Origin of the sequence: Shewanella sp. Scap07 (assembly GCF_013394145.1) — a bacterium.
GTDB lineage: Bacteria > Pseudomonadota > Gammaproteobacteria > Enterobacterales > Shewanellaceae > Shewanella > Shewanella waksmanii.
Window position 1 is genome coordinate 2,982,637 of record NZ_CP041329.1, and the last position, 22,487, is coordinate 3,005,123.

A 22,487-nucleotide genomic window follows, 5' to 3' on the forward strand; every position below is an offset into this window, starting at 1 on the left:
CTCATAAAAGAGTGGTTAGTATACCTAATTGCATCCGCTAAAACAGGAATGCTTATCATTACTGTGACTAAAGCACACCTGCATGCTTCAACCACGACAGGCTTGCGGGTAATGTTGGTAGCAATAAGACTAATAAAAATCCAATAAAATAAACGGCATTAAATGGGTCTTTAAACGGCTGGCTCATGCTTTCCTCACTGTTTGTTGGCGTTGTTTTATTGATCTAGATCAATTTTTGGCGCCATTATAGTGATGAACGTCACAGATAGATAGCCTCTTAAGCAAACAAATTTTAGCCCTTAAGTATTAACCTTGACTGAATTTAGTCATTCTAACGATCCCTTTACCTGCCATGTCCTGCAACATCTGCATACTGCCTTGGGCCAATATTTGCGGATCCATCTCAACAAAGGTTGCTGTTAACCACTCCACTAACTGCTGATAGCTCACACCTTGATGTTCAGCTAAGTATGCGAGCACTTGTGCACTGAGCGGATTTAGCTGTAAAAAGCACACCTCTTCTTCCGTATCTCGATAAACACAAAAAAAGCTCGGCTGGGCCTGTGGTGAGCAAGGTTGGTATTCTGGGCTTATTCGATGGACTTCATAATGATACTGCGCAATTTGGGCACTGTCAGACAACACCAATTGCCCGCAATCAATCGCTTGGTCAGTTATCATCACATGTAGTGGATTATCTCGTTCGGTAGCGACATTGAGCTCTAACCATTCATAGTGGGCCAACTCCAGCATAAAGTCTGGATCATTATCATCAGCTTGGTATTCATGCTGTAAAAATAGCAGGAACTCTTGGGCAATCTCGATGAACAAAGGGGTTTGACAGTCATGGCTCACAAAAAATTGCTGCACTATCTTCCGCCATGCTTGCTCACTGTATAAAGAGCACAGCACCGGGAATGCATTGCTAACAAAGCCATTAACGTTATTAAAGAATAACTCTCGATACACCGACATTCGGCGCTCGTCGGTCCCTTCAGGCAAGGGGCGACTTGGGTCGCGAATATAGTCTATAAATGAGCGCTGTATTTCAGAAAATGCCACTATGCGCTCCTTGGTACACTCGGTAAAACGTGCTGCTGATACTGATGGATCTTATTTATCTCTTCTAGCAAAACTGCCGTTTCAGGGATATTGAAATCACGCTCTAACAGAGTTGGAAATACACCGTGAATTTCATAGCATTGCTGTAGCAGCGACCACACCGGGTCAATAATATCTGCGCCATGGGTGTCGACCATTAGATCGACATCCTCTTGGTAATGCCCAGCAATATGTAAGTAACGGATACGCTCAGTCGGCATCGCTTTTAGAAATGCGAGTGGGTCATACTGTTGATTAATTGAATTAACATAGATGTTATTGACATCGAGTAATAGTTGGCAGTCTGCTTCAGCTAAAACGGCATTCACAAACTCACATTCACTCATTTCGCTACCTGGCTGTGCATAAAAGGACACGTTCTCTAGAATCAGTGGCCGCTCTAGAATATCTTCAACCTGCTTTACTCGACTTGCCACATGTTTTACCGCTTCACCCGTAAACGGAATGGGCATCAAATCATACAGGTGCCCCTCACCGGAGCAATAACTTAAGTGCTCAGAGTAGATCTCAATACCGTGAGTGTCTAAAAAGCCTTTAATTTGTTTTACAAAAGCGATATCCAGCGGTGCGCTGGCACCTATAGATAATGATAAGCCATGACAAAAGAACTGATGTTGCTCGGTCAACTGCCTAAACTGACGTCCAAATTTGCCACCAAAGGTCATCCAGTTTTCTGGTGCCACTTCGAGAAAATCAATTTGCTGCGGAACGGACTGACAAAACTCATCTAACATTTCTCGGCGTAAACCGAGTCCGACTGAAGCTTGTTGGTTCATCACAACTCCCCTAGAGAATAATGAAATAGGCCAGAAATCTGGCCTATTAAGTCCCTACAACGAGGGTAGACTAACTTATATAATCGTGTCGACGATTAGTGGCTACCACCACATTTACCTTCACCACATTTACCTTCTTTGGCTTTCTTATCGCCACCGCATTTACCTTCGCCGCACTTACCTTCTTTAGCTTTTTTGTCGCCGCCACACTTGCCTTCACCACACTTACCTTCTTTGGCTTTCATGTCGCCGCCACACTTACCTTCGCCGCATTTACCTTCTTTGGCTTTCTTATCGCCACCACACTTACCTTCGCCGCACTTACCTTCTTTACCTTTTTTCTCGCCGCCGCATTTGCCTTCGCCGCATTTACCTTCACCATCAACGATTTGGTAGCCAGCTTGTAATTCACTATATCCAAATGGATTTGCCTGTGCTTGACCTGCATAAGCCGAACCAGCAACAACAGTACCCAAGGCAACAGCTACAGCAGTATTTTTAACTAATTTCATAATATATTCCTTCAATAATTTCTACATGTATATGTTTGCCAACACCAATTTTTTGCTGGCTCGGATAATAAGACCTGAGAGCAAACAACTTTATTTCAAAAAAATTACTCATCGTTCACATTTATGGCTCAAATTGTGAGATCTTGCAAATTATTACTCAATAAAAGCTGTTAGGAAGCGATTGTTGAACAAGGTAAAATTGGCGCTTTGTTTATCACGGTCAGTTCAAGTAAAATAGCGCGCCTTAATTTAACCTGCCGGCGAAACTCGCAAATACTCGCGGACGAGCTTAGGCGTACTTTGGATAATAATCACCATGCGTGTCATTCTTGCTCCAATGGAGGGGGTCGCTGATGCCCCAATGCGTTCTCTACTTACTCAGGTAGGTGGTTACGATCTGGTGATCAGTGAATTTATCCGTATTGTTGACCAATTGCTGCCGGAAAAGGTGTTTTACCGCCTATGTAGTGAACTTAAAAATCAGTGTCGAACTTCTGCTGGAACACCGGTCAGGCTGCAATTGCTCGGCCAGCACCCACAGTGGATGGCAGAAAATGCAGTAAGAGCAGTTGAACTCGGTTCGCGAGGCGTTGACATCAACTTCGGCTGTCCGGCGCCAATGGTCAATAAAAGTAATGGCGGCGCCGCCCTGCTCAAACAACCTGATACCATCTACCAAGTCGTCAATGCGGTACGCAAAGCTGTGGATAGCAGTAAACCTGTGTCAGCAAAAATCCGCCTAGGCTGGGATGATAAAAGTCGTTGTGTTGAAATTGCTCAGGCCATTGAAGCTGCGGGCGCGACAGAACTGACCGTTCATGCGCGAACCAAAGAGGAAGGCTATCGGCCGCCTGCTCACTGGCAATATATCAAGCAGATTAAAGACGCGATTACTATCCCGGTCATCGCTAATGGCGAAATATGGAGTCGTGAAGACTATCTGAATTGCCAAGCCATAAGTGGCTGCGATGATGTGATGTTAGGCCGCGGTGCCTTGACCGTCCCTAACCTAGCCCACGTTGTTAAGGCGCAGCAAGTGCCTTTAGCTTGGCAGCAAGTCAAACAATTACTACTACAATATTCAGAGTTTGAAATTGTCAGTGATAAAGAGAAGTATTATCCCGCCCGAATCAAGCAATGGCTAAAGTTCATCGCCCGCCACTATCCAGAAGGTGAACAGTTGTTTGTTGAACTAAGAGTACTCAAGCAAACCAAAGACATTTTGTCGCTGCTTAACCAAGCATAAGAGCATTAACAATACGCATTAATTCCGCCATACAGGTCAGATCTCTGTGACTATTTGATCTAACAAGACAAAATGTCACACAGATTTGATCTCAATCATAGCTGATATTCATCACCTGTTTACACTGGATAACCACTATCAGTAATTAGGCAAAGACACGTGAATAATAACTCAGTCAGACAGGTATTGTCGGAAGTAGAAGCTGATCTGAGAGCTGACTTGGAGAGACAGCAAATTAGTCAACTCGGCAGCCTCGCATCTAGCGCTACTATCAGTGAACTCATCGAAATGCTCACTCAGTTAAAACGCTGTGATGACTCATTATTTATCCAGTTGACTAAACTGGACGCCGCCTATTGCCAGCTAGATATCGGCATGTATGGGCTATGTGCCGATTGCGAATCCGAGATAGAATCACATCGGTTGCAACAAGACCCTCTTGAGCAACGTTGTGCGGCCTGTAGCGCGGAGTTTTATCATCAACATCGCCAAGAGCTGCGTTTAACTCACTAGCCCTCATGCGACTGACAGCTTTAATTTGGTCACTTCATTGCTTCACCAAAATTAACGCTACATTCGCTTCAAAACGGCTCATAGTCTACCGTAAATCAAAACAGATTCATTTTTGGGTACGCTACTTGCCAAACATAGGTCATTGGATTTGTGGCCGCTCAAAATAAAGTAGTGCTCGCTAGAGTGTTATTAAACGGCTACAAATGAACATGTTCTGCCGCAGGTCATATTGTAACAAGTTTAATTTACTGGCATAAAAAAACCTCCCAATGGGAGGTTTTTTAGTATCTAAACGAGTTTAGAATTTTTGTGTATAAGATGCAGTGTAAGTACGACCGTAAAGGTTATACAGCGAATCATCGTAAGCTAAGTTAGAATCCAATACTGGATCTTCGTTAGTTAAGTTACGTACACCGACTGAAATCTTACCATTCCATGAAGTGTTGTAGTTGTAGCTAACATCGAAAGTTGTTTGCGATGGTAGGCTACCTACTTCTTCGTATGTTGTTGGGTCGATAGTTTCAGCTTGACCAGCAATGTGCTGAGTCAATAGTGATGCGCTGTGATCACCATAGTTCCAATCTAGCACCCAAGTGAAACGATAGTCAGGTAAACCGTTGCGGCCAACCATGTTGTTAACAGGACCATCGAAGTACTCTTCATCTTCATAAGTCAGTACATAGGTCAAATCAAACGTTGTACCGAAGTCACCAATTGCTGTTTCCAGACCGGTGTAAGTGATGTTGAAATCAATACCAGATGTATCGAAACCATTACCATTTACTAGTGGTGTGGTCGCTTCCAAGATCTTACCGTCTGGGCTATCGCCTGCACGAATAATCTCACCGCGGCTCAAGTTACCGTAGCCAACTTCAGCTTCTTCTCTTAGCAGCGAATCTAGCGAAACGAATGTGATCACATCTTGAATTGATAAGTTGTAGTACTCTACTTTCGTACTCAACCCATCGGTAATATTCCAAATTGCACCAAAGTTATAGAAATCTGAAGTTTCAGCTTCTAAGTTCTCGTTAGCAGTACGAGTTACGTCATACTGTGCAGAGCTACAATCAGCAGGCGCAGTACCTTGTAAGTCACAATAGTGATAATCGGTTGCAAAGTCAGCACTGAAAGAGTCTGCAGCATATAAATCAGACAATGCTGGAGCACGGAAGCCTTGTCCCCAAGAACCACGAAGTACTAAATCTTCAAGAAGCTGATAGCGCGCCGCGACCTTAGGTGTTGTTGCGTTACCAAAATCTGAGTAATCATCGAAACGTAATGCCAAGTTTAATTCTAGCTTATCAGTAATCGGTAGAATCGCTTCACCAAATACTGCTGCAACTTGACGGTCACCACCAGAGCCATTACCCGAAGAACCTATCACTTCACCAGCAGCCGATTCTGCGTCTACTTTTGAAGTGTACTTGTAGTCCATGTATTCAGCACCAAAATACCAACCAGCTAGGCCACCTGGAAGGTCTAGTGCTTCAAAGTTAATACCTGCGTTAACTGTTTGGAACTCCATGATATCTTGAGCAAGAGTATCATGAGAAATAGCAGCAACCACTGCATCACTATTCCCTTCTGGGCCAAAGTTAAAGTCACCGCTTTTAACTAAATTTTCAACAGTAGGTCTGTGAACGTAGCCAGTACCATAGTTGCTGTTTTCTGCTAGGTTATAGTGATAAGTCGCGTCCCAGCCGAAGTTTTCATGGTCACCAACTAAGCCAACCTGAATATCAGTGCTGTAATCGATAGTGGTAGAGTCACGTGTACCTACGTCAGTAAAACGATAGTAAACACGGCCGGCATTGGCATTTTTAGTGGTATCAATGTAGTTACCATTTTCATCGTAGTTTTGGACATCAATCTGTCCAGCATCAACATTAAACCAACCGGCTGCAGGAGCATAACGACCAAATGTTTCGTTACGACTAAATAGGCCTTGCCCTTCAAAACGAATTTCATCAGAAAGCTCATAGTCAGCATTCACGTAACCAGCAGTGTAGCTACGCGCTGCGTGATCCGCTGCTTCAGAGGTGTAGTCATAACCACAAATAAAGTCACCGTCGCCGTAATCATAAACATGACCACCACCAACCATTTTGTCGTTGTTACACGCATCCATTGGCTTGAATTGGAAGGTGCTCATATCTAAGAAGTTACGAGCGTAAGCAGAAACACCTGTTGTATCTGAGTACTTATCTGCTAGAACATTCGTAGAGCTTGAGAACCAACGGTCACGTTGATAAATAATCTCACGATTCTGATGCTCAAATGAGAAAGTCATGCTGCCTTTATCACTTGAAGTTCCGCCAACGACGTGAGCTTTCCACTCTTCACCGCCTGCTTGCTCAGGGTTAGTACCTGTTGCTGAAACCTCTAAACCTTCATAGTTCTTTTTAGTAATGATGTTAACAACACCCGCAACAGCATCAGAACCGTATACGGCTGAGGCACCATCAGTCAGTACTTCAATACGTTCAATTGCAGCTGTAGGAATAGTATTCAAGTTTACCGCAGTACCACCCATAGTAGGTGAACCTGGCATACGTTTACCGTTCAACAAAACCAATGTGCGGTCAGCACCAGCACCACGCAATGAAATGTTGGCCTGACTCTGCCAAGTACTACCTGATGACTCTGCAAATGAACCAAATGTGTTCAAGTTACTACGGCGTAATACGTCAGCAACTGACATTTCGCCAGTTTTTTCAATGTCTGCAGATGTAATTGTCGTTACTGGTGAAGAGCCTTCTAAATCAGTTCTTTTAATGCGTGAACCAGTTACCTGAATTCGTTCAACGGTAGCACCTTCTTCCTGCTCTTCAGCAAACGCAACTCCGCTAAAGGCAACGCTTGTTGTTGCTGCGGCAAGTAATCCTACGCGTACAGCCTTCGCCGTTAAGGTCAAAGAGTTCATATTTTCTCCCTTCTCCACTCGAGTAAATATTAATAATTATCGAGCAGATGATATTTGTTATCTTATTATGTTGTTAGAAGTTAATCACTTCGTTAAAAATACTGCAAAAATAACAAAAATAAGTCAATTGGATTCACAACCAAACAACTTAATTGAAAACAATTGATACATATACATATTTAAACCGCTTGCAATTCACAGTTAAAAATCAATAAAAAACATTAAAAAACAACATAATAGTAAACACAAAGACAGCATGAACAAACAAGAGGCCCACTAAGAAAACATGAGATACATAATAATACACATGATAATTAAAAGTTAATAAAAATGCACAGATTAATAAAACATAAACATTATAAAAACAAAAAACAAACACAACTTATAACTGCGCACTTAATTTAAAATTTTAATAACTACAATTTTGTGCATACCGGTAACATAATCGGCTATTTTTCATTCAAATCACTAAGAGCTATATATTTCACCTAGGAGGTTTTCATTATTTAGAAGGGTCGGTAATGGTTTCGCTTTTAACAAAGGGGGTAAAGCACCACAACCGAAAGATTCATTTTCTGGGAGAAATTGGGAATAGTGACAACTGGTATGAAACTGTAGAGGAAGCGCTAGAGCAAGTATAAAGAAAGGGTAAATGTGAACTTCTTTTACCCAATCACTACAAGCAGCTTTAGTTAGCTAGGGCTACTCTGGCAAAATAGATCGCCGACTGACCTTCGTGTGAAGAGTAGTAACTGATGAGAAGTTCGCTGCCTTGTAGTACGACGCCAGCGTAGCTTGTATCACCGCCAGAAGGCAGTGTTAGCAGTTCATTTATTTGATGCGCTTGCGTATCAATATGAACCACCGAGGTGCGTACTTCGCCGTCATACAAGCGTACAACAGCATAAAGTTTAGCATCATGGACAAAACTGACTGGGCCACCAATTCGCTTATCTAACGTTTGCCACTGCCAATCGGTAAATGGTGCTGTCGATACGCCTAACAATGCATCTTGCTCGTTGGACCAAACAGGATCTCGACGTAATAAACAATACGCAGTAGCCGGTGAATCTACCCCTTGGACAAATGATAACCCCGACTCGTTGACATAGCCTTGCTGATTAAGGTGACTAATAACTTTGTGGTAATCCATGCCGTTATCACTTTGATATAACGCTACATAAACGGTATCAGGATGAGGATGATAAGCGACACCATATAGACTTTGTTGGTATTGACTAACACGCCACAGCCATTCACCTTCAGCGGCGATATGTTTTGCCGCGCTCCACGTTTCACCGTCATCACTGTGCCAGACAAAAGACTTTAAAGGTTGAGGTTCAGGCTCGCGAATTGGGCCGGCACCAAATGCGAGAAGCTGTCCTTGAAATTCAAGTAACTTACCATCACGAAGATCGCGCTCATCGACACTAAACTGATGAACCGATTGCCAAGAGTCCCCCTCATCAACAGAACGTAACAAACGTAATGAACCATTGGCACAAACGTGAGCTTCTCCTTCCCTAAATATGGTGTACAAATCACCGTTAAAACGAACCAAATCGGTAAAAGCATTGTGCTCAGCGGCATCCCAAATTTTACTGACACTTATCAACTGCATGACACACCTAATATTTATATCGTCTAGTTAACTATTAGCCTAACCTAAATGGCACTGACTTAGAAACTGAAACACCGCTTGAATTCAATTTACAAGCATGAAAAAGGCCGCTGTTTATGCGGCCTTTGAATTGATTCTAACTAGTAACCTAACTTGTGGTAGCAAGTTAACTACGCTGCCTAGGTTTAGCAGAAGATGTCTTATGCTTACGAACAGCGCGGCGGATTTTGGCACTTTTCACTTTCGAGCGTGCCACACTGTGTTTATCGGTTCCCAACAAAGTGCGATTTTCATCCGGCAATCCTGCCAAATTACGAAGGTAATTGACTTGCTCTATGGGTAATTCGACCCAGCCGCCACGAGGCAGAGACTTAGGTAACTCAATCATACCGTAACGAATACGGATCAAACGGCTGACCTGTACCTCTTGCGACTCCCACAGACGACGAACTTCACGGTTACGGCCTTCAGCTAGCGCGACATGCCACCACTTGTTCATGCCTTCGCCACCAGCAGCTTTAACTTTATCAAAGCTGGCTGGGCCATCTTCCAAAGTCACGCCAGTGCGTAAACGCTGAATAATACCATCAGTCACCTCACCAAATGTACGCACAGCGTACTCACGTTCAACTTCATGGGATGGGTGCATCAATCGGTTTGCCAACTCACCATCAGAGGTAAATAGTAATAAACCGGAAGTGTTGATATCTAAACGACCAACAGCAACCCAACGAGAATCGCGGGTACGAGGGAGTCGGTCAAACACCGTCGGACGACCTTCTGGGTCTTTGCGACTACAGATCTCGCCTTCAGGCTTGTGGTAGGCAATCACTCGGCACACTACGTCTTCTTCAGACTTAATTGACACTGCACGGCCATCAAGTCGAATTTTTGCATCGGCTTCGACGCGATCACCTAACTTGGCAATTTCACCGTCAATACTAACTCGGCCTGCAGCAATCCATGCCTCCATCTCACGACGGGAGCCATGGCCTGCACGGGCCAAGACTTTCTGCAATTTTTCACTCATTAGTAATAGACTCTTTTTCTAAAGGGTTTGGCACGTCTTCATCGTGCTGCGGCGACTCCGCCACAACAGTTTTCGAAAACAATGCCTCTAATGACTCAGGTTCAGTTAACGGTGGTAAGTCCGCTAACGCCTCTAAGCCGAAATAGGCTAAAAATTCATTAGTAGTGGCATACAGTGCCGGGCGTCCCGGTACATCTTTATGCCCTACTATTTTAACCCACTGCCTGTCTGCCAGGCTTTTAATAGTATGGCTACTTACCGCCACACCACGTATAAACTCAATATCGCCACGGGTTACCGGCTGCCTATAGGCAATCACTGCCAATGTTTCTAACGTGGCCCGTGAATACTTTGGCGCCTTCTCTTGCCATAGCGTCTGCAAATATGGACTAAGCTCTGCCGCGGTTTGAAAACGATAACCGCCCGCCACTTTCACTAACTGTACACCACGGCCTTGATAGTCATGTTGCAGCTCCTCCAACGCATGTTTCACTTTGACCCGTGAAACCGCAAAGGGTACCAAAACCGATTCCATTAAATGCTTAATCGAAACTGTTTTAGCCATGACAAATAAGCTGGCCTCAATCAGCTGTTTAAGCTGATCTGGATTAATCTGTAATGCTTTATTCTTTGCCAATTAGTACGCTCTTACATGTATCGTTGCAAAAGGCTCATTTTGCACTAGCTCCACCAGCGTTTCTTTCACCAACTCCATCAATGCCAGAAAACTCACCACAACACCCGCTTTGCCTTCTGAGACATCAAACAGCTTTTCAAACGGCAAAAACGCTTCACCTTCTAGCAGAGCAAGTATTTTCGCCATACGCTCTCGCGTCGACAAGGTTTCTCGCTGTACATGATGATGCTCGTTGGCTTCCACTCGCTTTAACACTGCCGAAAAGGCTAGCGCAATATCGCTTAAAGACACTGAGGGTGGCAACACAGTCGGCTTGATATCAGCCGCAGGCATAGCTTTAGCTTGAAAGTAATCCCGCTCCATTCTTGGCAGTTCATCAAGCGACTGCTGCGCATGTTTAATCACTTCGTAAGCTTTTAATTGCTTAATCAACTGCGCCCGAGGGTCTTCTTCATCTTCTTCATCATTAACTTGCTTTGGCAGTAACAGCCGCGATTTAATCTCAGCTAATGTTGCGGCCATGACTAAATAGTCCGCCGCAAGCTCAACCCGAGCGCCATGCAGTAAGTCAATATATTCCAAATATTGCTCAGTAACAGGAGCGATTGCCAGCTCGACAACATCTAACTTTTGCTTACGGATCAAATACAGTAATAAATCTAGCGGCCCTTCAAATGACTCAAGAAACACTTCAAGCGCTTCAGGTGGAATAAACAGATCAGCCGGTAATTGTTTTACCGCCTCACCTCTAACTACCGCCAAGGGTAAACGTTGCTGAGTCCCTTGCATGTATCCACCTTAATCGAATTACCACCGGCCTAATACTAAGGTAAACCTTAGCTTGATTTCGCCAAACGCGCGATTATACCCGTTTAGCAAAATAATAGACAGTACTATACAAACGGTGTGATATCGCCCGCACCTTCACGTACTACTTCGATATCACCATCAGACATATCGATGACAGTAGTGGGCTTTTCACCAAGATAACCACCATGAATAATCACATCGACTTGATGCTCTAACACATCGCGAATATGCTCTGGATCTGATTCGGTGAACTCTTCGCCCGGTAAGATTAAACTGGTCGACATTAATGGCTCATCGAGCGCTTCTAACAAAGCCAATGCAATGACATTATCAGGCACACGAATACCAATGGTTTTTTTCTTCGGATTTTGCAGTCGCTTCGGGACTTCTTTAGTCGCTTTAAAAATAAAGGTATAAGGCCCTGGCGTATTATGCTTTAGTGCCCGATAAGCTTGATTGTCTACCCGAGCATAATTGGCTAACTCAGACTGGTCGCGACACATAAGCGAAAAGTTATGATCATTGTCTATTTGACGAATACGCGTGATGCGCGACATGGCATCTTTGTCACCTATCCTACAACCTAGGGCATAACCCGAATCGGTCGGGTACACGATCACGCCACCTTGCTTAAGCACATTCACGGCTTGTCCAATCAGTCGTGTTTGTGGATTTTCTTCATGTACGTAAAAAAACTGACTCATTATTTGTTCTCATCCACACTATATTATTGGCTCAATGCCAAATTGCTATCCATATCGGCACCGTGAGCTCGCCAAGCATCACTTTGCCACACCCACTGTACATCTTTGGGGCGAAACATATTTTTACCAAGCTCTATCCAACTACCGGGAAAATGAAAGTCACTGCCCAGTGAAGCCGTTAAGCCGTTTAACTTACTTAACGCAATCAGATTATTGCGATCTTCAATACTTTGCTGCCCAAGTATCACTTCAATAGCATCACCGCCGCACTGGGCAAATTCACGCACTAAGCGCTTAAGCCATTTAGCTGACAATTTGTACCCGCTTGGATGTGCCAATACTGCAACACCACCTGCTTGATGGATAAACGAGATAGCAGTGGCCATATCAGACCAATTGTTGGGCACATAGCCGGTCTTGCCCCGTGCTAAGTATTTTTTAAACACCGATGCTGGATTAACCGCGTATCCGTTGTCGGCAAGCCAACGCGCATAGTGACCACGGCTTAACGCTGCCCCATCAGCCAATGCGCTGGCCCCCTCATAAGCACCTTCAATACCGGCTTTGGCTAATCGAGCGCCAATTTCTTCGGCTCGAGTTTGCCTAAGCTGGCGTTGATTGCTGAGAAAATCCTGCAAAGGCTGATCATCAAGGGCGACATTTAGCGCCACAATATGAATATCGAAATTATGCCAGCGCGTTGAAATCTCGACACCATCGATTAATTGTAGCGGGTTTGACTGCTGTTGATTAAATTGGTGAGCCTCGGCAAGACCAGCAGTCGTGTCGTGATCGGTTATCGCTAACACGCCAACACCTTTATGCAGCGCACGCGCGACCAAATCAGCAGGAGAAAGTTGGCCATCAGAGGCCGACGTGTGACTATGCAAGTCCACGACTATCGATTCATCTATCATGGGCTTATTCTACTTGAGTTTGTTAATTTAAACACTAGCTCGCACTACATAAGGCTTAATAATGTGCTACAAATTCACCACTAAAATTGCTTTTAGGCCATTTAGTTCCTAAATAGAATAATATTCAATTGACATCACCTCTGTGCTGATGTTTTATATAGCCATCAAACAGATTTTATCTTTTATCTTTTAATTCGAGCGACAGATTAATGGCTAAACAGTTCAACAACATCAATTGGTGGTGGCACTTCCCAACTTAGCGGGTGGTGTGAATAACTGTGCTCATGTAAAAGAGACAAGATTCAACAATAAGCCCGCACTTGATGCGGGCTTTTTGTTAACTGAATTTTACCCTACATTTTGCCCGTGATTGCGATACCAACATTGGAAGCGAGACAAATAGATGACATTAGCTCAAGTCACAACGGTTAAAGAACGGATTGACTACCCCAGCGACCCGCTGAGCCTTTATCAATTGGTGACCCAAGATAAAGCCCACAGTATGCTGTTAGAGTCAGCTGAAATCGAAAGCAAAGACAATATACGCAGTTTGATCTTAACAGATGCCGCATTATCTATTCGTTGCAGTGGCTACCAACTGACTTTCACCGCGCTAACCCGCAACGGACAAACCTTGTTGTCACCCATTGGCAAATTTTTCAATGATGCCACCGTAGAGCAACAAGATAATGTGCTGCATGTCGGACTACACAAATCGACCGAGCAACTCGATGAAGATGCCAGATTAAAATCGGTGTCCCCACTTGATGGGCTCCGCGCACTGATAAAGCACATAGATTGCGGCGAACAGCCACAATTTGAAGATCTATTTTTGGGCGGTGTGCTGGCTTACGATCTCATTGATACCGTCGAGCCGTTACCACCTGTGCCGCAAAGCGATAATACCTGCCCAGACTACCTATTTTATCTTGCTGAAACCTTAATTACCGTCGACCGTCAAGCCGAAACGGCTAAAGTCATCACCCACCGCTTTTCGCAGCCACAAGATAGCAATGATGCTTACGCGGATGAACTGGCCTCGCGGGTTGTCACCATCAAGCGCCAAATTACTGAGCTGGTTCCACCGCTAGCACTGCAACCGGTAGAGGCCGAAGTCAAGGTCAACATGACTGATGAAACCTTCTGCCAGCATGTTAATGCCTTGAAAGAGCATGTTTGTGCCGGCGATATATTTCAGGTGGTGCCGTCTAGAAGTTTTAGCTTACCCTGCCCCAACACCTTAGGCGCATACAGGGCGCTGAGGTTAACTAACCCTAGCCCTTATATGTTCTATTTCCGCGGTGATGACTTTACCGTGTTCGGTGCATCACCGGAAAGCGCACTTAAGTATGAGACCAACACTAATCAAGTTGAAATTTACCCCATTGCTGGCACGCGCAAACGCGGTAAGAATGCCCAAGGTCAAATCGATGCCGATCTAGATAGTCGCATAGAATTAGAACTACGATTAGACAAGAAAGAGTTATCTGAGCACCTAATGCTAGTCGACCTAGCGCGTAACGATGTTGCGCGTATTAGTCAAAGTGGTACCCGTAAGATTCCTGAGCTTTTAAAAGTTGACCGCTACTCACATGTCATGCACTTGGTGAGCCGCGTTACAGGTCAGTTACGAGACGATTTAGACGCCTTACACGCATATCAAGCCTGTATGAACATGGGCACATTAACAGGGGCACCGAAAGTCAGCGCCGCACAACTTATCCGGGGCGTCGAGCAAACAAGACGCGGCAGTTATGGCGGCGCGGCCGGTTATCTTAACGGCCTAGGCGATATGGACACCTGTATTGTGATTCGCTCTGCATTTGTCAAACAAGGCATTGCCCATATTCAAGCGGGTGCTGGTGTCGTATACGACTCTGATCCGCAGTCAGAAGCCGATGAAACACGCCAAAAAGCGCAAGCCGTTATCTCGGCCATCAAACTAGGAGGCGGGCTATGAAACTCTATTTACTCGATAACTTCGACTCATTTACCTACAACTTAGTCGATCAGTTTCGCAGCCTTGGATATCAAGTTGTTATCTACCGCAATGACGTTGATGCTGCGTTTATTGCTGACAAATTACTCAATGAAGTTGAGCCAGCTGCGCTGGTACTCTCCCCAGGGCCTGGTGCTCCCCATGAAGCTGGCTCACTTATGCCGCTGCTTAAATTGGTTGCCGGTAAGGCACCTATCTTAGGGATTTGCCTCGGTCACCAAGCTATTGTTGAACATTTTGGTGGCAAAGTGGAGCGCGCCCAAACCGTGGTACATGGTAAAGCCAGCGCCACTCACCATAATGGTCAAGGCGTGTTTGCCGGATTAGCTTCGCCGCTGCCAGTAGCTCGATACCACAGTTTAGTCGCAACGCAAGTGCCTCAGTGCCTAGAGGTCATCGCGACAACCGAATCTATGCCTATGGCCGTCTCTCACCGTGAGTACAAAGTGATTGGATTCCAGTTCCATCCAGAATCAATTTTAACCACCCTAGGCAGCCAACTTTTAACCCAGAGCTTAGCTTATCTTACTGATGACACACGCAAGGAGCCCCTTTCATGAGCCAACAACAAGCAATTTTAGAACAACTCTTTGCCGGTAACAGCGTAAGCCGAGAACAAGCTAAACAGCTATTCACCACGATTGTGCAAGGTGAGATGAGTGAAGTGACGATGGCCGGCATGCTTATCGCTATGAAAATGCGTGGTGAAACCATTGATGAAATATCAGGCGCAGCTGATGCACTGCGTGAAGCCGCTAAACCCTTCCCTACACCCAACGCCGATACCCAAGCCCAAGGCATTGTTGATATTGTTGGCACGGGCGGCGACGGCCATAACACCATTAATATCTCAACCACTGCGGCCTTCGTTGCAGCAGCCAGTGGCGCAAGAGTCGCTAAACATGGCAACCGCAGCGTATCAAGCAAATCGGGCTCGTCAGATCTGCTCGCGCAATTTGGCATCGATTTGACCATGGCACCGGAATTAGCAAGAGACTGTCTAGATAAGTTTGGTTTATGTTTCTTGTTCGCGCCTCACTATCACGGTGGTGTTCGTCACGCGGTTCCTGTTCGCCAAGCGCTTAAAACCCGAACCTTATTTAATGTCCTAGGTCCGTTAATTAACCCCTCTCACCCTGACTTTATGGTCCTTGGCGTATATAGCGAAGCGTTAGTTGAACCTATCGCAAATGTGCTTAAAGCCTTGGATGTAAAGCGTGCGATGGTGGTCCATGGCAGTGGCTTAGATGAAGTGGCAGTGCACGGTGAAACGCGTGTGTGTGAACTTAAAGATGGTCAGTTGACTCATTACAGTCTTACGCCAGAACAGCTTGGTGTTGACAGAGCGGCACTGGAAGATTTAACTGGCGGCACCCCAGAGCAAAACGCACAGTTTACGCGCGATATTTTACAAGGCAAAGGTCAAGCTGCTCACCAAAATGCAGTGGCAGTCAATGCCGGTTGTGCCCTGTATATTGCCGGCGTAGCAGACTCTCCAGCAGCAGGCACAGCACTTGCACTACAGACCATTGCCAATGGCGAAGGTTTCAATCGATTACAACAACTGGCTAGCGCTAGTCAGCAATAATGGAGCATCACGTGGATAATTGTGTTAGAGAAACCAGTGCAACTAAAGAAGCCAATGTGCTCACAAAAATTGTTGATACTAAAGCGGCGCATATTGCCGCATTGAAACAGCGCTTTAGCGAAGCAAGTTTACAACCTAAACAGTCAGACAGAAGCCTGTATGATGCGCTAAAGGCACCCAATGCCGGCTTTATATTTGAATGCAAGAAAGCAAGTCCATCCAAAGGGCTTATTCGAGCAGATTTTGATGTGACCGCTATCGCTGATGTCTATGTCAACTATGCCGCGGGCATCTCTGTGCTCACCGACGAGCAGTTTTTCCAAGGCGACATGGACTACATTCCTCAAGTGCGTCAGCGTGTGACTCAGCCAATATTGTGCAAAGATTTTTTTGTCGACTGCTACCAAGTGCGGTTGGCCGCTCACCAAGGAGCTGATGCCATCTTACTTATGCTTTCTGTACTTGATGACCAACAATATCAATTACTGGCACAAAAAGCGGCTAAGTACCAACTCGATATTTTGACCGAAGTCAGTAACGAAGAGGAACTTCATCGAGCCATTGCTTTAGATGCAAAAATTATCGGCATCAACAACCGAAATCTTCGTGACTTGAGTACCGACTTGGCCACGACTGAACGACTTGCACCGCTTATCCCTAGCGACACGGTGGTGATCAGCGAATCCGGTATTTATAACCAAGCACAGGTAAAACGGCTCAGCCCACTGGTAGACGGTTTTTTGGTTGGCAGTTCATTGATGGCTGAAGATGACTTAGATTTAGCCTGTCGCGCACTGACTTTGGGTCATAACAAAGTGTGTGGCCTCACCCGCCTAGAAGATGCACAGCAGGCCGCAAAAGCTGGCGCGATTTACGGTGGACTCATTTTTGCCAAAAAGTCTCCACGCTATATCAGCCAAGAACAAGCACTAGCATTAGTTAATGGCCATCGCAGCGGCTCTGCAGTACTTCATTTTGTGGGTGTATTTGTTAACGAAGCGCCGGAGAAAATTGCCCAAGTTGCAAAAGCGCTCAAGCTATTCGCTGTGCAATTACACGGTAATGAAAGCGACTACAGCATCGGCCAACTTAAACAGCTACTTGCTCAGCAAGGCAGTCAATGCCAGATCTGGAAAGCCATCGCTGTAGAGGTTGACGCCAGTGCTACCGCAACGTTAACCGTACCAGACAATGTCGATCGCTTGTTATATGACAGCCAAACAAGCCAAGGCGGCCAGGTTCAATTTGGCGGCACTGGTAGCCGTTTTGATTGGCAAGCGTCACTGCCTAATAAAGCGCTGTCCATGCTAGCCGGTGGCCTTAATGCAGATAATGCTCTACAAGCTAGCAAACAAGGCTTTTTTGGCCTCGATTTTAACTCGGGCCTCGAAGTAAAGCCGGGAATAAAAGATAGCGACAAGATTAAAGCGGCATTTGCTGCACTACGACAATATTGATTTAAATTACCAGAGCGCATGAGTTGGGTAGGACAAATTGCTCCATCCAACCGGCTCAAATTAGGAAACGAATAGATGACCAAACTTGACCCCTACTTTGGCGAATATGGCGGTATGTATGTCCCGCAAATATTAATGCCTGCACTTAAGCAGCTCGAAGCTGCTTTTGTTGATGCCCAAAACGATGCCGACTTTAAAGCGGAATTTGCCGATTTGCTCAACAATTACGCCGGTAGACCCACGGCGTTGACGCTTACCCGTAATCTTAGCCCTAACCCTTTGGTAAAAATCTACCTTAAGCGTGAAGACCTGCTCCATGGTGGCGCCCACAAAACTAACCAAGTATTGGGGCAAGCGTTACTTGCTAAGCGTATGGGTAAAAAAGAGATCATTGCGGAAACCGGTGCCGGACAACATGGCGTAGCAACGGCTCTCGCATGCGCCTTGTTAGATTTAAAATGCAAAGTGTATATGGGAGCCAAAGACGTTGAGCGCCAATCACCTAACGTATTTCGTATGAAATTAATGGGGGCAGAAGTCATTCCTGTCACCTCTGGTTCATCAACCCTAAAAGATGCGTGTAATGAAGCGATGCGTGACTGGTCAGCCAGCTATGATAAAGCGCATTACCTGCTTGGTACCGCCGCGGGGCCGCATCCATTCCCCACCATAGTACGTGAATTTCAGCGCATGATAGGTGAAGAAACTAAACGCCAGATCCTCGCCGCTGAAGGCCGTCTACCCGATGCCGTGATCGCCTGTGTTGGCGGTGGCTCTAATGCAATTGGTATGTTTGCAGACTTTATCGACGAAGCCGATGTCAAGCTCATTGGGGTAGAACCTGCCGGTTTAGGCATAGACACGCCAATGCATGGCGCGCCATTAAAGCATGGTAAAACAGGGATCTTTTTCGGTATGAAAGCGCCATTGATGCAAGATGCTGAAGGCCAAATTGAAGAGTCTTACTCAGTCTCTGCCGGGTTAGATTTCCCATCGGTTGGGCCGCAACATGCACATTTGGCCGCGACAGGCCGTGCTAGCTACGAGTCAGCCACCGACGATGAAGCACTTGAGGCTTTCCAAATTTTAGCTCGCAGTGAAGGCATCATACCCGCGCTTGAGTCTTCCCACGCCATTGCTTATGCACTTAAATTGGCCGAAGCCGCAACCGAAGAGACCATTTTTGTGGTGAATTTATCGGGCCGTGGCGATAAAGATATTTTTACCGTCTCAGATATTTTAGAGCAAAAAGCTCAACAGGAGAGTGGCAATGAGTAACCGTTACCAAGCTGCCTTTGCCGCGCTAAAGCAGCAAAATCGAGGTGCATTTGTGCCATTTGTCACCTTAGGCGACCCAAACCCAGGCCTATCATTACAGATTATTGATACCTTAGTTGCTAATGGCGCCGACGCGCTAGAGCTAGGATTTCCATTTTCAGACCCACTGGCAGATGGTCCGGTGATCCAAGGGGCTAACCTGCGTGCGTTGGCTTCTGGCACAACCCCAAGTCAGTGCTTTGAAATGCTCGCCGCTGTAAGAGAAAAATATCCGCAGCTACCTATCGGTTTGCTGCTATACGCTAACTTGGTTTATGCCAACGGCATTGAAGCCTTTTATGCCAAAGCGCAAGCGGCCGGTGTCGACTCAGTACTGATTGCAGATGTCCCCGTTGAAGAAGCACAGCCATTTATTGATGCGGCCAAAGCCCACGATATAGACCCTATCTTCATTGCACCGCCCAATGCTGACAGTGACACCTTAAAACAGGTCAGTGAGCAAGGACAGGGTTACACCTACCTGTTATCTCGGGCCGGAGTCACTGGTACGGAATCTAAAGCTGGTATGCCTATTGGTGATATTTTAGCGCGCCTCAAAACATTTGATGCTCCACCACCGCTGCTTGGTTTTGGTATTGCTGAACCTGAGCAAGTCAAAACGGCGATTAGTGCCGGCGCAGCTGGGGCGATTTCAGGCTCTGCGGTAGTCAAGATTATTGAAGCTAATCAAAAAGATGAACCTGCTTTGCTCGAAGCGTTGGCAGAGTTTACTCGCAACATGAAAGCGGCGACCTAGCCACAGCTTAGGATTTACCGCCCCATTAAAATGCCTGATTTATTCAGGCATTTTTTATGGCTGGCGCTTTACTGTGCATAGCGATGAGCGCTATAGCTGCTTAGTGCCCAACCGCAATTGATCGTACTCTCTATTGATCTAACCGACTATGAGGACATTGATTTACTGGCATAATGACTTGGCAATGTACAGGGAAATTAGGCCATTTGAGATGAACAATCAGTCACCGATCCGCCGACGACTCAAGATTGCAGGCATAGTACAAGGAGTCGGTTTTCGACCACTTGTCTACCGCTATGCACAAGACCACCAGCTTAGCGGGTTTGTGCTCAATCACAGCCAAGGGGTGAGTATAGAAATACAGGGCCAACTAGCAGATGTTGAAGGCTTTATTGCCAAGCTTCAACACTCTCCTCCACCGCTTTCCCGTATCGACCGTTTCGAACAAATCGAACTAGCCATAATTGAAGGTTGTCAGCAATTTGAGATAACAACCACCCGCTCACAAACCGATGCCGTGGTAGTGGTGCCCACTGATAAAAGCTGTTGTGATGATTGCCTAACTGAAATGGCCGAGCTCAATAACCGTCACTTTCAATACCCGTTTACCAATTGCACCAACTGCGGCCCAAGATACACGCTTATCAAAAAACTGCCCTACGATAGGCCGCATACCTCCATGGCCAATTTTTCACTGTGCCCTGAGTGCCAGCGTAGCTATAACGACCCGCTAGATCGTCGCTACCATGCTCAACCTGTAAGCTGCCCAGCTTGCGGGCCACAATTGCGTTTGCTCGATCCACAAGGGCAACCCTTAGCCGAAAAGCAAGATGCCCTCAGTCAATGTATTAGGCAGATAAAGCAAGGCAAAATAGTCGCAATTAAAGGCTTAGGAGGTTTTCATTTAGTGTGCGATGCCAGCAATGACAGCGCCGTAAAACAGTTAAGACAACGCAAAAATAGGCCGGCGAAACCACTCGCTGTGATGGTTGCTAATCAACAAGCAGCTGCTGATTTAGTCAGCGGCAACGAACAAGAATGGCAGTGCTTGCAAAGCCTTGAGCGGCCGATAGTATTAATGAGCAAGCAGCCACAAGCATCGCTGCACATTAGTGGATCTGTCGCGCCCGATATCGATAAGCTCGGCATATTCTTACCTTATACCCCATTACATCACCTACTGATAGACGCGCTAAATTGCCCTATCGTCGCCAGTAGTGCCAATATTAGTGGCGAGCCTGTCATCATCGACAGCAAAGAGATTGTCGACAAGCTCGGGCATGTAATCGATTATATCCTCGACCACGACAGAGCTATTATTAACGCCTGTGATGACAGTGTGGTGCAAGTGATTGCCGGGCAAATCCAGGTCATTCGCTTGGCTAGAGGCTATGCGCCGTTGTCTTTAGCTATCGACAAACCGGTTGAACACACTTTATTGGCCGTCGGCGCACAGCAAAAAAATACTTTAGCGTTTGCCTTCGATCATAATATTTTTGTCAGCCCGCATATTGGCGATCTGTTTAGCCTAGAAGCTGAAGCCTATTTTGATAACACCATCGCCACTTTCAAGCGGCTGTACCAACTTAAGCCGCGCTGTATCGTGCATGATAAACACCCTGATTATGCCCCCACTCGCTGGAGTAAAGCACTGCAACAACGCCAGCCTGATATTCAGCGCCTCACAGTACAGCATCACTTTGCCCATGTGTTGAGCGTGATGGCCATGCATCAACTGACCGGCCCAGTTCTTGGCTTTAGTTTTGATGGCACCGGTCTTGGGGATGACGGTCAACTGTGGGGCGCAGAAGTGTTACTGACCGATATCAATGACTATCAGCGACTCGGCCACCTCAAGCCCTTTAGGCTCATTGGCGGCGAGCAAGCAATCAAAGACCCGCGTCGAATCGTATTAGCCTTAATGCTCAGTAACAGTGAAGAACACCAGTGCGAAAAAGTGCTTGCGCGCTGTCATAAGCTCAGCTGTTTATCGCAGTACTCGGCAAACTTCATCGGTAATTTAGCTAAAGTGCACCAATCTTCGCAGGGCAATGGCGGTGCCTGTCCACAAACTAGTTCAATGGGGCGGCTGTTTGATGCGGTTGCTTGCGCACTGGGGTTAATCACAGTGACCCAATTTGAAGGCCAAGCCGGCATGCTGCTAGAAGCCGCTGCCAATAACGCTGACAAACCGGTAGATTTTGTGCTACTTGAGCAGCAAGGTCAGTGGCTTGCTGATGAGTTATTTCATCAAATTATAATCAAACTTGAGCAGCAAGCTGTCACCGCGAGCCTTATCAACAATATTGCCGCCGGTTTTATGCAGGCAATTGGTAATGCCGTGCTGGCGACAGCAAAGAAGTATCCACAATTGCCGGTAGTGCTATGTGGTGGAGTATTTCAAAACCGGTATTTAACTGAATATACCCAAACCAAACTGCAGCAAGCGGATTTGACGCTACTCAGCAATGGACTCATCCCAGTTAACGATGCCGGTATCGCGTTAGGACAAATTTGGTATGGCATTCATCATAGATAAAAAAACGCCTGAGCAAGCT

19 protein-coding genes and 1 other annotated feature are annotated in these 22,487 nt (G+C 45.9%); of the genes, 9 read left to right on the forward strand and 10 right to left on the reverse strand.

What is annotated here, in order from left to right; all coding sequences use genetic code 11:
- Nucleotides 1–306: 306 nt before the first annotated feature.
- The 3 genes from FLM48_RS13015 to FLM48_RS13025 all read right to left on the reverse strand — a co-directional run bounded on the left by FLM48_RS13015 (nt 307) and on the right by FLM48_RS13025 (nt 2,410).
- Nucleotides 307–1,062, reverse strand: coding sequence for a DUF2063 domain-containing protein (locus FLM48_RS13015; RefSeq protein WP_179024916.1), 756 nt, complete (start codon nt 1,060–1,062; stop codon nt 307–309).
- Nucleotides 1,062–1,898 (reverse strand): DUF692 domain-containing protein, encoded by an 837-nt coding sequence (locus tag FLM48_RS13020; RefSeq protein WP_179024917.1) that lies wholly within the window; start codon nt 1,896–1,898, stop codon nt 1,062–1,064. Before FLM48_RS13020 ends, FLM48_RS13015 begins: the two co-directional genes overlap by 1 nt.
- Before the next feature lie 95 nt (nt 1,899–1,993).
- On the reverse strand, nt 1,994–2,410 hold the full coding sequence (locus FLM48_RS13025; protein WP_028773015.1) for a hypothetical protein: 417 nt from the start codon (nt 2,408–2,410) through the stop codon (nt 1,994–1,996).
- A 316-nt stretch (nt 2,411–2,726) separates the two neighbouring features.
- Between FLM48_RS13025 and dusC the strand changes: the two genes are divergently transcribed.
- Both dusC and FLM48_RS13035 read left to right on the forward strand, forming a co-directional pair.
- Nucleotides 2,727–3,656, forward strand: coding sequence for a tRNA dihydrouridine(16) synthase DusC (gene dusC, locus FLM48_RS13030; RefSeq protein WP_179024918.1), 930 nt, complete (start codon nt 2,727–2,729; stop codon nt 3,654–3,656).
- A gap of 159 nt (nt 3,657–3,815) precedes the next feature.
- Nucleotides 3,816–4,169 (forward strand): TraR/DksA C4-type zinc finger protein, encoded by a 354-nt coding sequence (locus FLM48_RS13035; protein ID WP_179024919.1) that lies wholly within the window; start codon nt 3,816–3,818, stop codon nt 4,167–4,169.
- 298 nt (nt 4,170–4,467) lie between these two features.
- Here the strand turns inward: FLM48_RS13035 and FLM48_RS13040 are convergent, their stop codons facing one another.
- The 7 genes from FLM48_RS13040 to FLM48_RS13070 all read right to left on the reverse strand — a co-directional run bounded on the left by FLM48_RS13040 (nt 4,468) and on the right by FLM48_RS13070 (nt 12,811).
- Entirely contained in the window at nt 4,468–7,092 is a 2,625-nt protein-coding gene (locus tag FLM48_RS13040; RefSeq protein WP_028773018.1) for a TonB-dependent siderophore receptor, read from the reverse strand.
- A 688-nt stretch (nt 7,093–7,780) separates the two neighbouring features.
- Entirely contained in the window at nt 7,781–8,713 is a 933-nt protein-coding gene (locus FLM48_RS13045; RefSeq protein WP_179024920.1) for an exo-alpha-sialidase, read from the reverse strand.
- Between the two features lie 166 nt (nt 8,714–8,879).
- Nucleotides 8,880–9,743, reverse strand: coding sequence for a 23S rRNA pseudouridine(2605) synthase RluB (gene rluB / locus FLM48_RS13050; RefSeq protein ID WP_028773020.1), 864 nt, complete (start codon nt 9,741–9,743; stop codon nt 8,880–8,882).
- On the reverse strand, nt 9,736–10,308 hold the full coding sequence (gene scpB, locus FLM48_RS13055) for an SMC-Scp complex subunit ScpB (protein ID WP_372847483.1): 573 nt from the start codon (nt 10,306–10,308) through the stop codon (nt 9,736–9,738). The genes rluB and scpB overlap by 8 nt, the downstream gene beginning before the upstream one ends.
- Before the next feature lie 72 nt (nt 10,309–10,380).
- Nucleotides 10,381–11,169 carry a ScpA family protein gene (locus FLM48_RS13060; protein WP_028773021.1) on the reverse strand — a complete coding sequence of 263 codons (789 nt, stop codon included), beginning with the start codon at nt 11,167–11,169 and terminating at the stop codon, nt 10,381–10,383.
- Between the two features lie 104 nt (nt 11,170–11,273).
- Nucleotides 11,274–11,894, reverse strand: coding sequence for an L-threonylcarbamoyladenylate synthase (locus tag FLM48_RS13065; RefSeq protein ID WP_179024922.1), 621 nt, complete (start codon nt 11,892–11,894; stop codon nt 11,274–11,276).
- Nucleotides 11,895–11,917: 23 nt separating this feature from the next.
- Nucleotides 11,918–12,811 (reverse strand): PHP domain-containing protein, encoded by an 894-nt coding sequence (locus FLM48_RS13070; RefSeq protein ID WP_179024923.1) that lies wholly within the window; start codon nt 12,809–12,811, stop codon nt 11,918–11,920.
- A gap of 230 nt (nt 12,812–13,041) precedes the next feature.
- Nucleotides 13,042–13,150, forward strand: a sequence feature (Trp leader region).
- Between the two features lie 64 nt (nt 13,151–13,214).
- Between FLM48_RS13070 and FLM48_RS13075 the strand changes: the two genes are divergently transcribed.
- The 7 genes from FLM48_RS13075 (at nt 13,215) to hypF (ending at nt 22,468) form a co-directional block, all read left to right on the forward strand.
- Nucleotides 13,215–14,771: an anthranilate synthase component 1 gene (locus tag FLM48_RS13075; RefSeq protein WP_179024924.1), complete on the forward strand. Its 1,557-nt coding sequence runs from the start codon at nt 13,215–13,217 to the stop codon at nt 14,769–14,771.
- Nucleotides 14,768–15,370 (forward strand): aminodeoxychorismate/anthranilate synthase component II, encoded by a 603-nt coding sequence (locus FLM48_RS13080; protein ID WP_179024925.1) that lies wholly within the window; start codon nt 14,768–14,770, stop codon nt 15,368–15,370. Before FLM48_RS13075 ends, FLM48_RS13080 begins: the two co-directional genes overlap by 4 nt.
- Nucleotides 15,367–16,398, forward strand: a complete 1,032-nt coding sequence (gene trpD / locus FLM48_RS13085; protein ID WP_179024926.1) for an anthranilate phosphoribosyltransferase — start codon at nt 15,367–15,369, stop codon at nt 16,396–16,398. The genes FLM48_RS13080 and trpD overlap by 4 nt, the downstream gene beginning before the upstream one ends.
- A complete protein-coding gene (trpCF, locus tag FLM48_RS13090; RefSeq protein WP_179024927.1) occupies nt 16,398–17,855 on the forward strand; it encodes a bifunctional indole-3-glycerol-phosphate synthase TrpC/phosphoribosylanthranilate isomerase TrpF in 1,458 nt (485 codons plus the stop codon). Before trpD ends, trpCF begins: the two co-directional genes overlap by 1 nt.
- Nucleotides 17,856–17,930: 75 nt before the next feature.
- The gene (gene trpB, locus FLM48_RS13095; RefSeq protein ID WP_179024928.1) at nt 17,931–19,133 is read left to right on the forward strand and encodes a tryptophan synthase subunit beta; all 1,203 of its coding nucleotides are present in this window, start codon (nt 17,931–17,933) and stop codon (nt 19,131–19,133) included.
- Nucleotides 19,126–19,929: a tryptophan synthase subunit alpha gene (gene trpA / locus FLM48_RS13100; protein WP_179024929.1), complete on the forward strand. Its 804-nt coding sequence runs from the start codon at nt 19,126–19,128 to the stop codon at nt 19,927–19,929. Before trpB ends, trpA begins: the two co-directional genes overlap by 8 nt.
- A 211-nt stretch (nt 19,930–20,140) precedes the next feature.
- On the forward strand, nt 20,141–22,468 hold the full coding sequence (gene hypF / locus FLM48_RS13105) for a carbamoyltransferase HypF (RefSeq protein ID WP_179024930.1): 2,328 nt from the start codon (nt 20,141–20,143) through the stop codon (nt 22,466–22,468).
- Nucleotides 22,469–22,487: the final 19 nt, after the last annotated feature.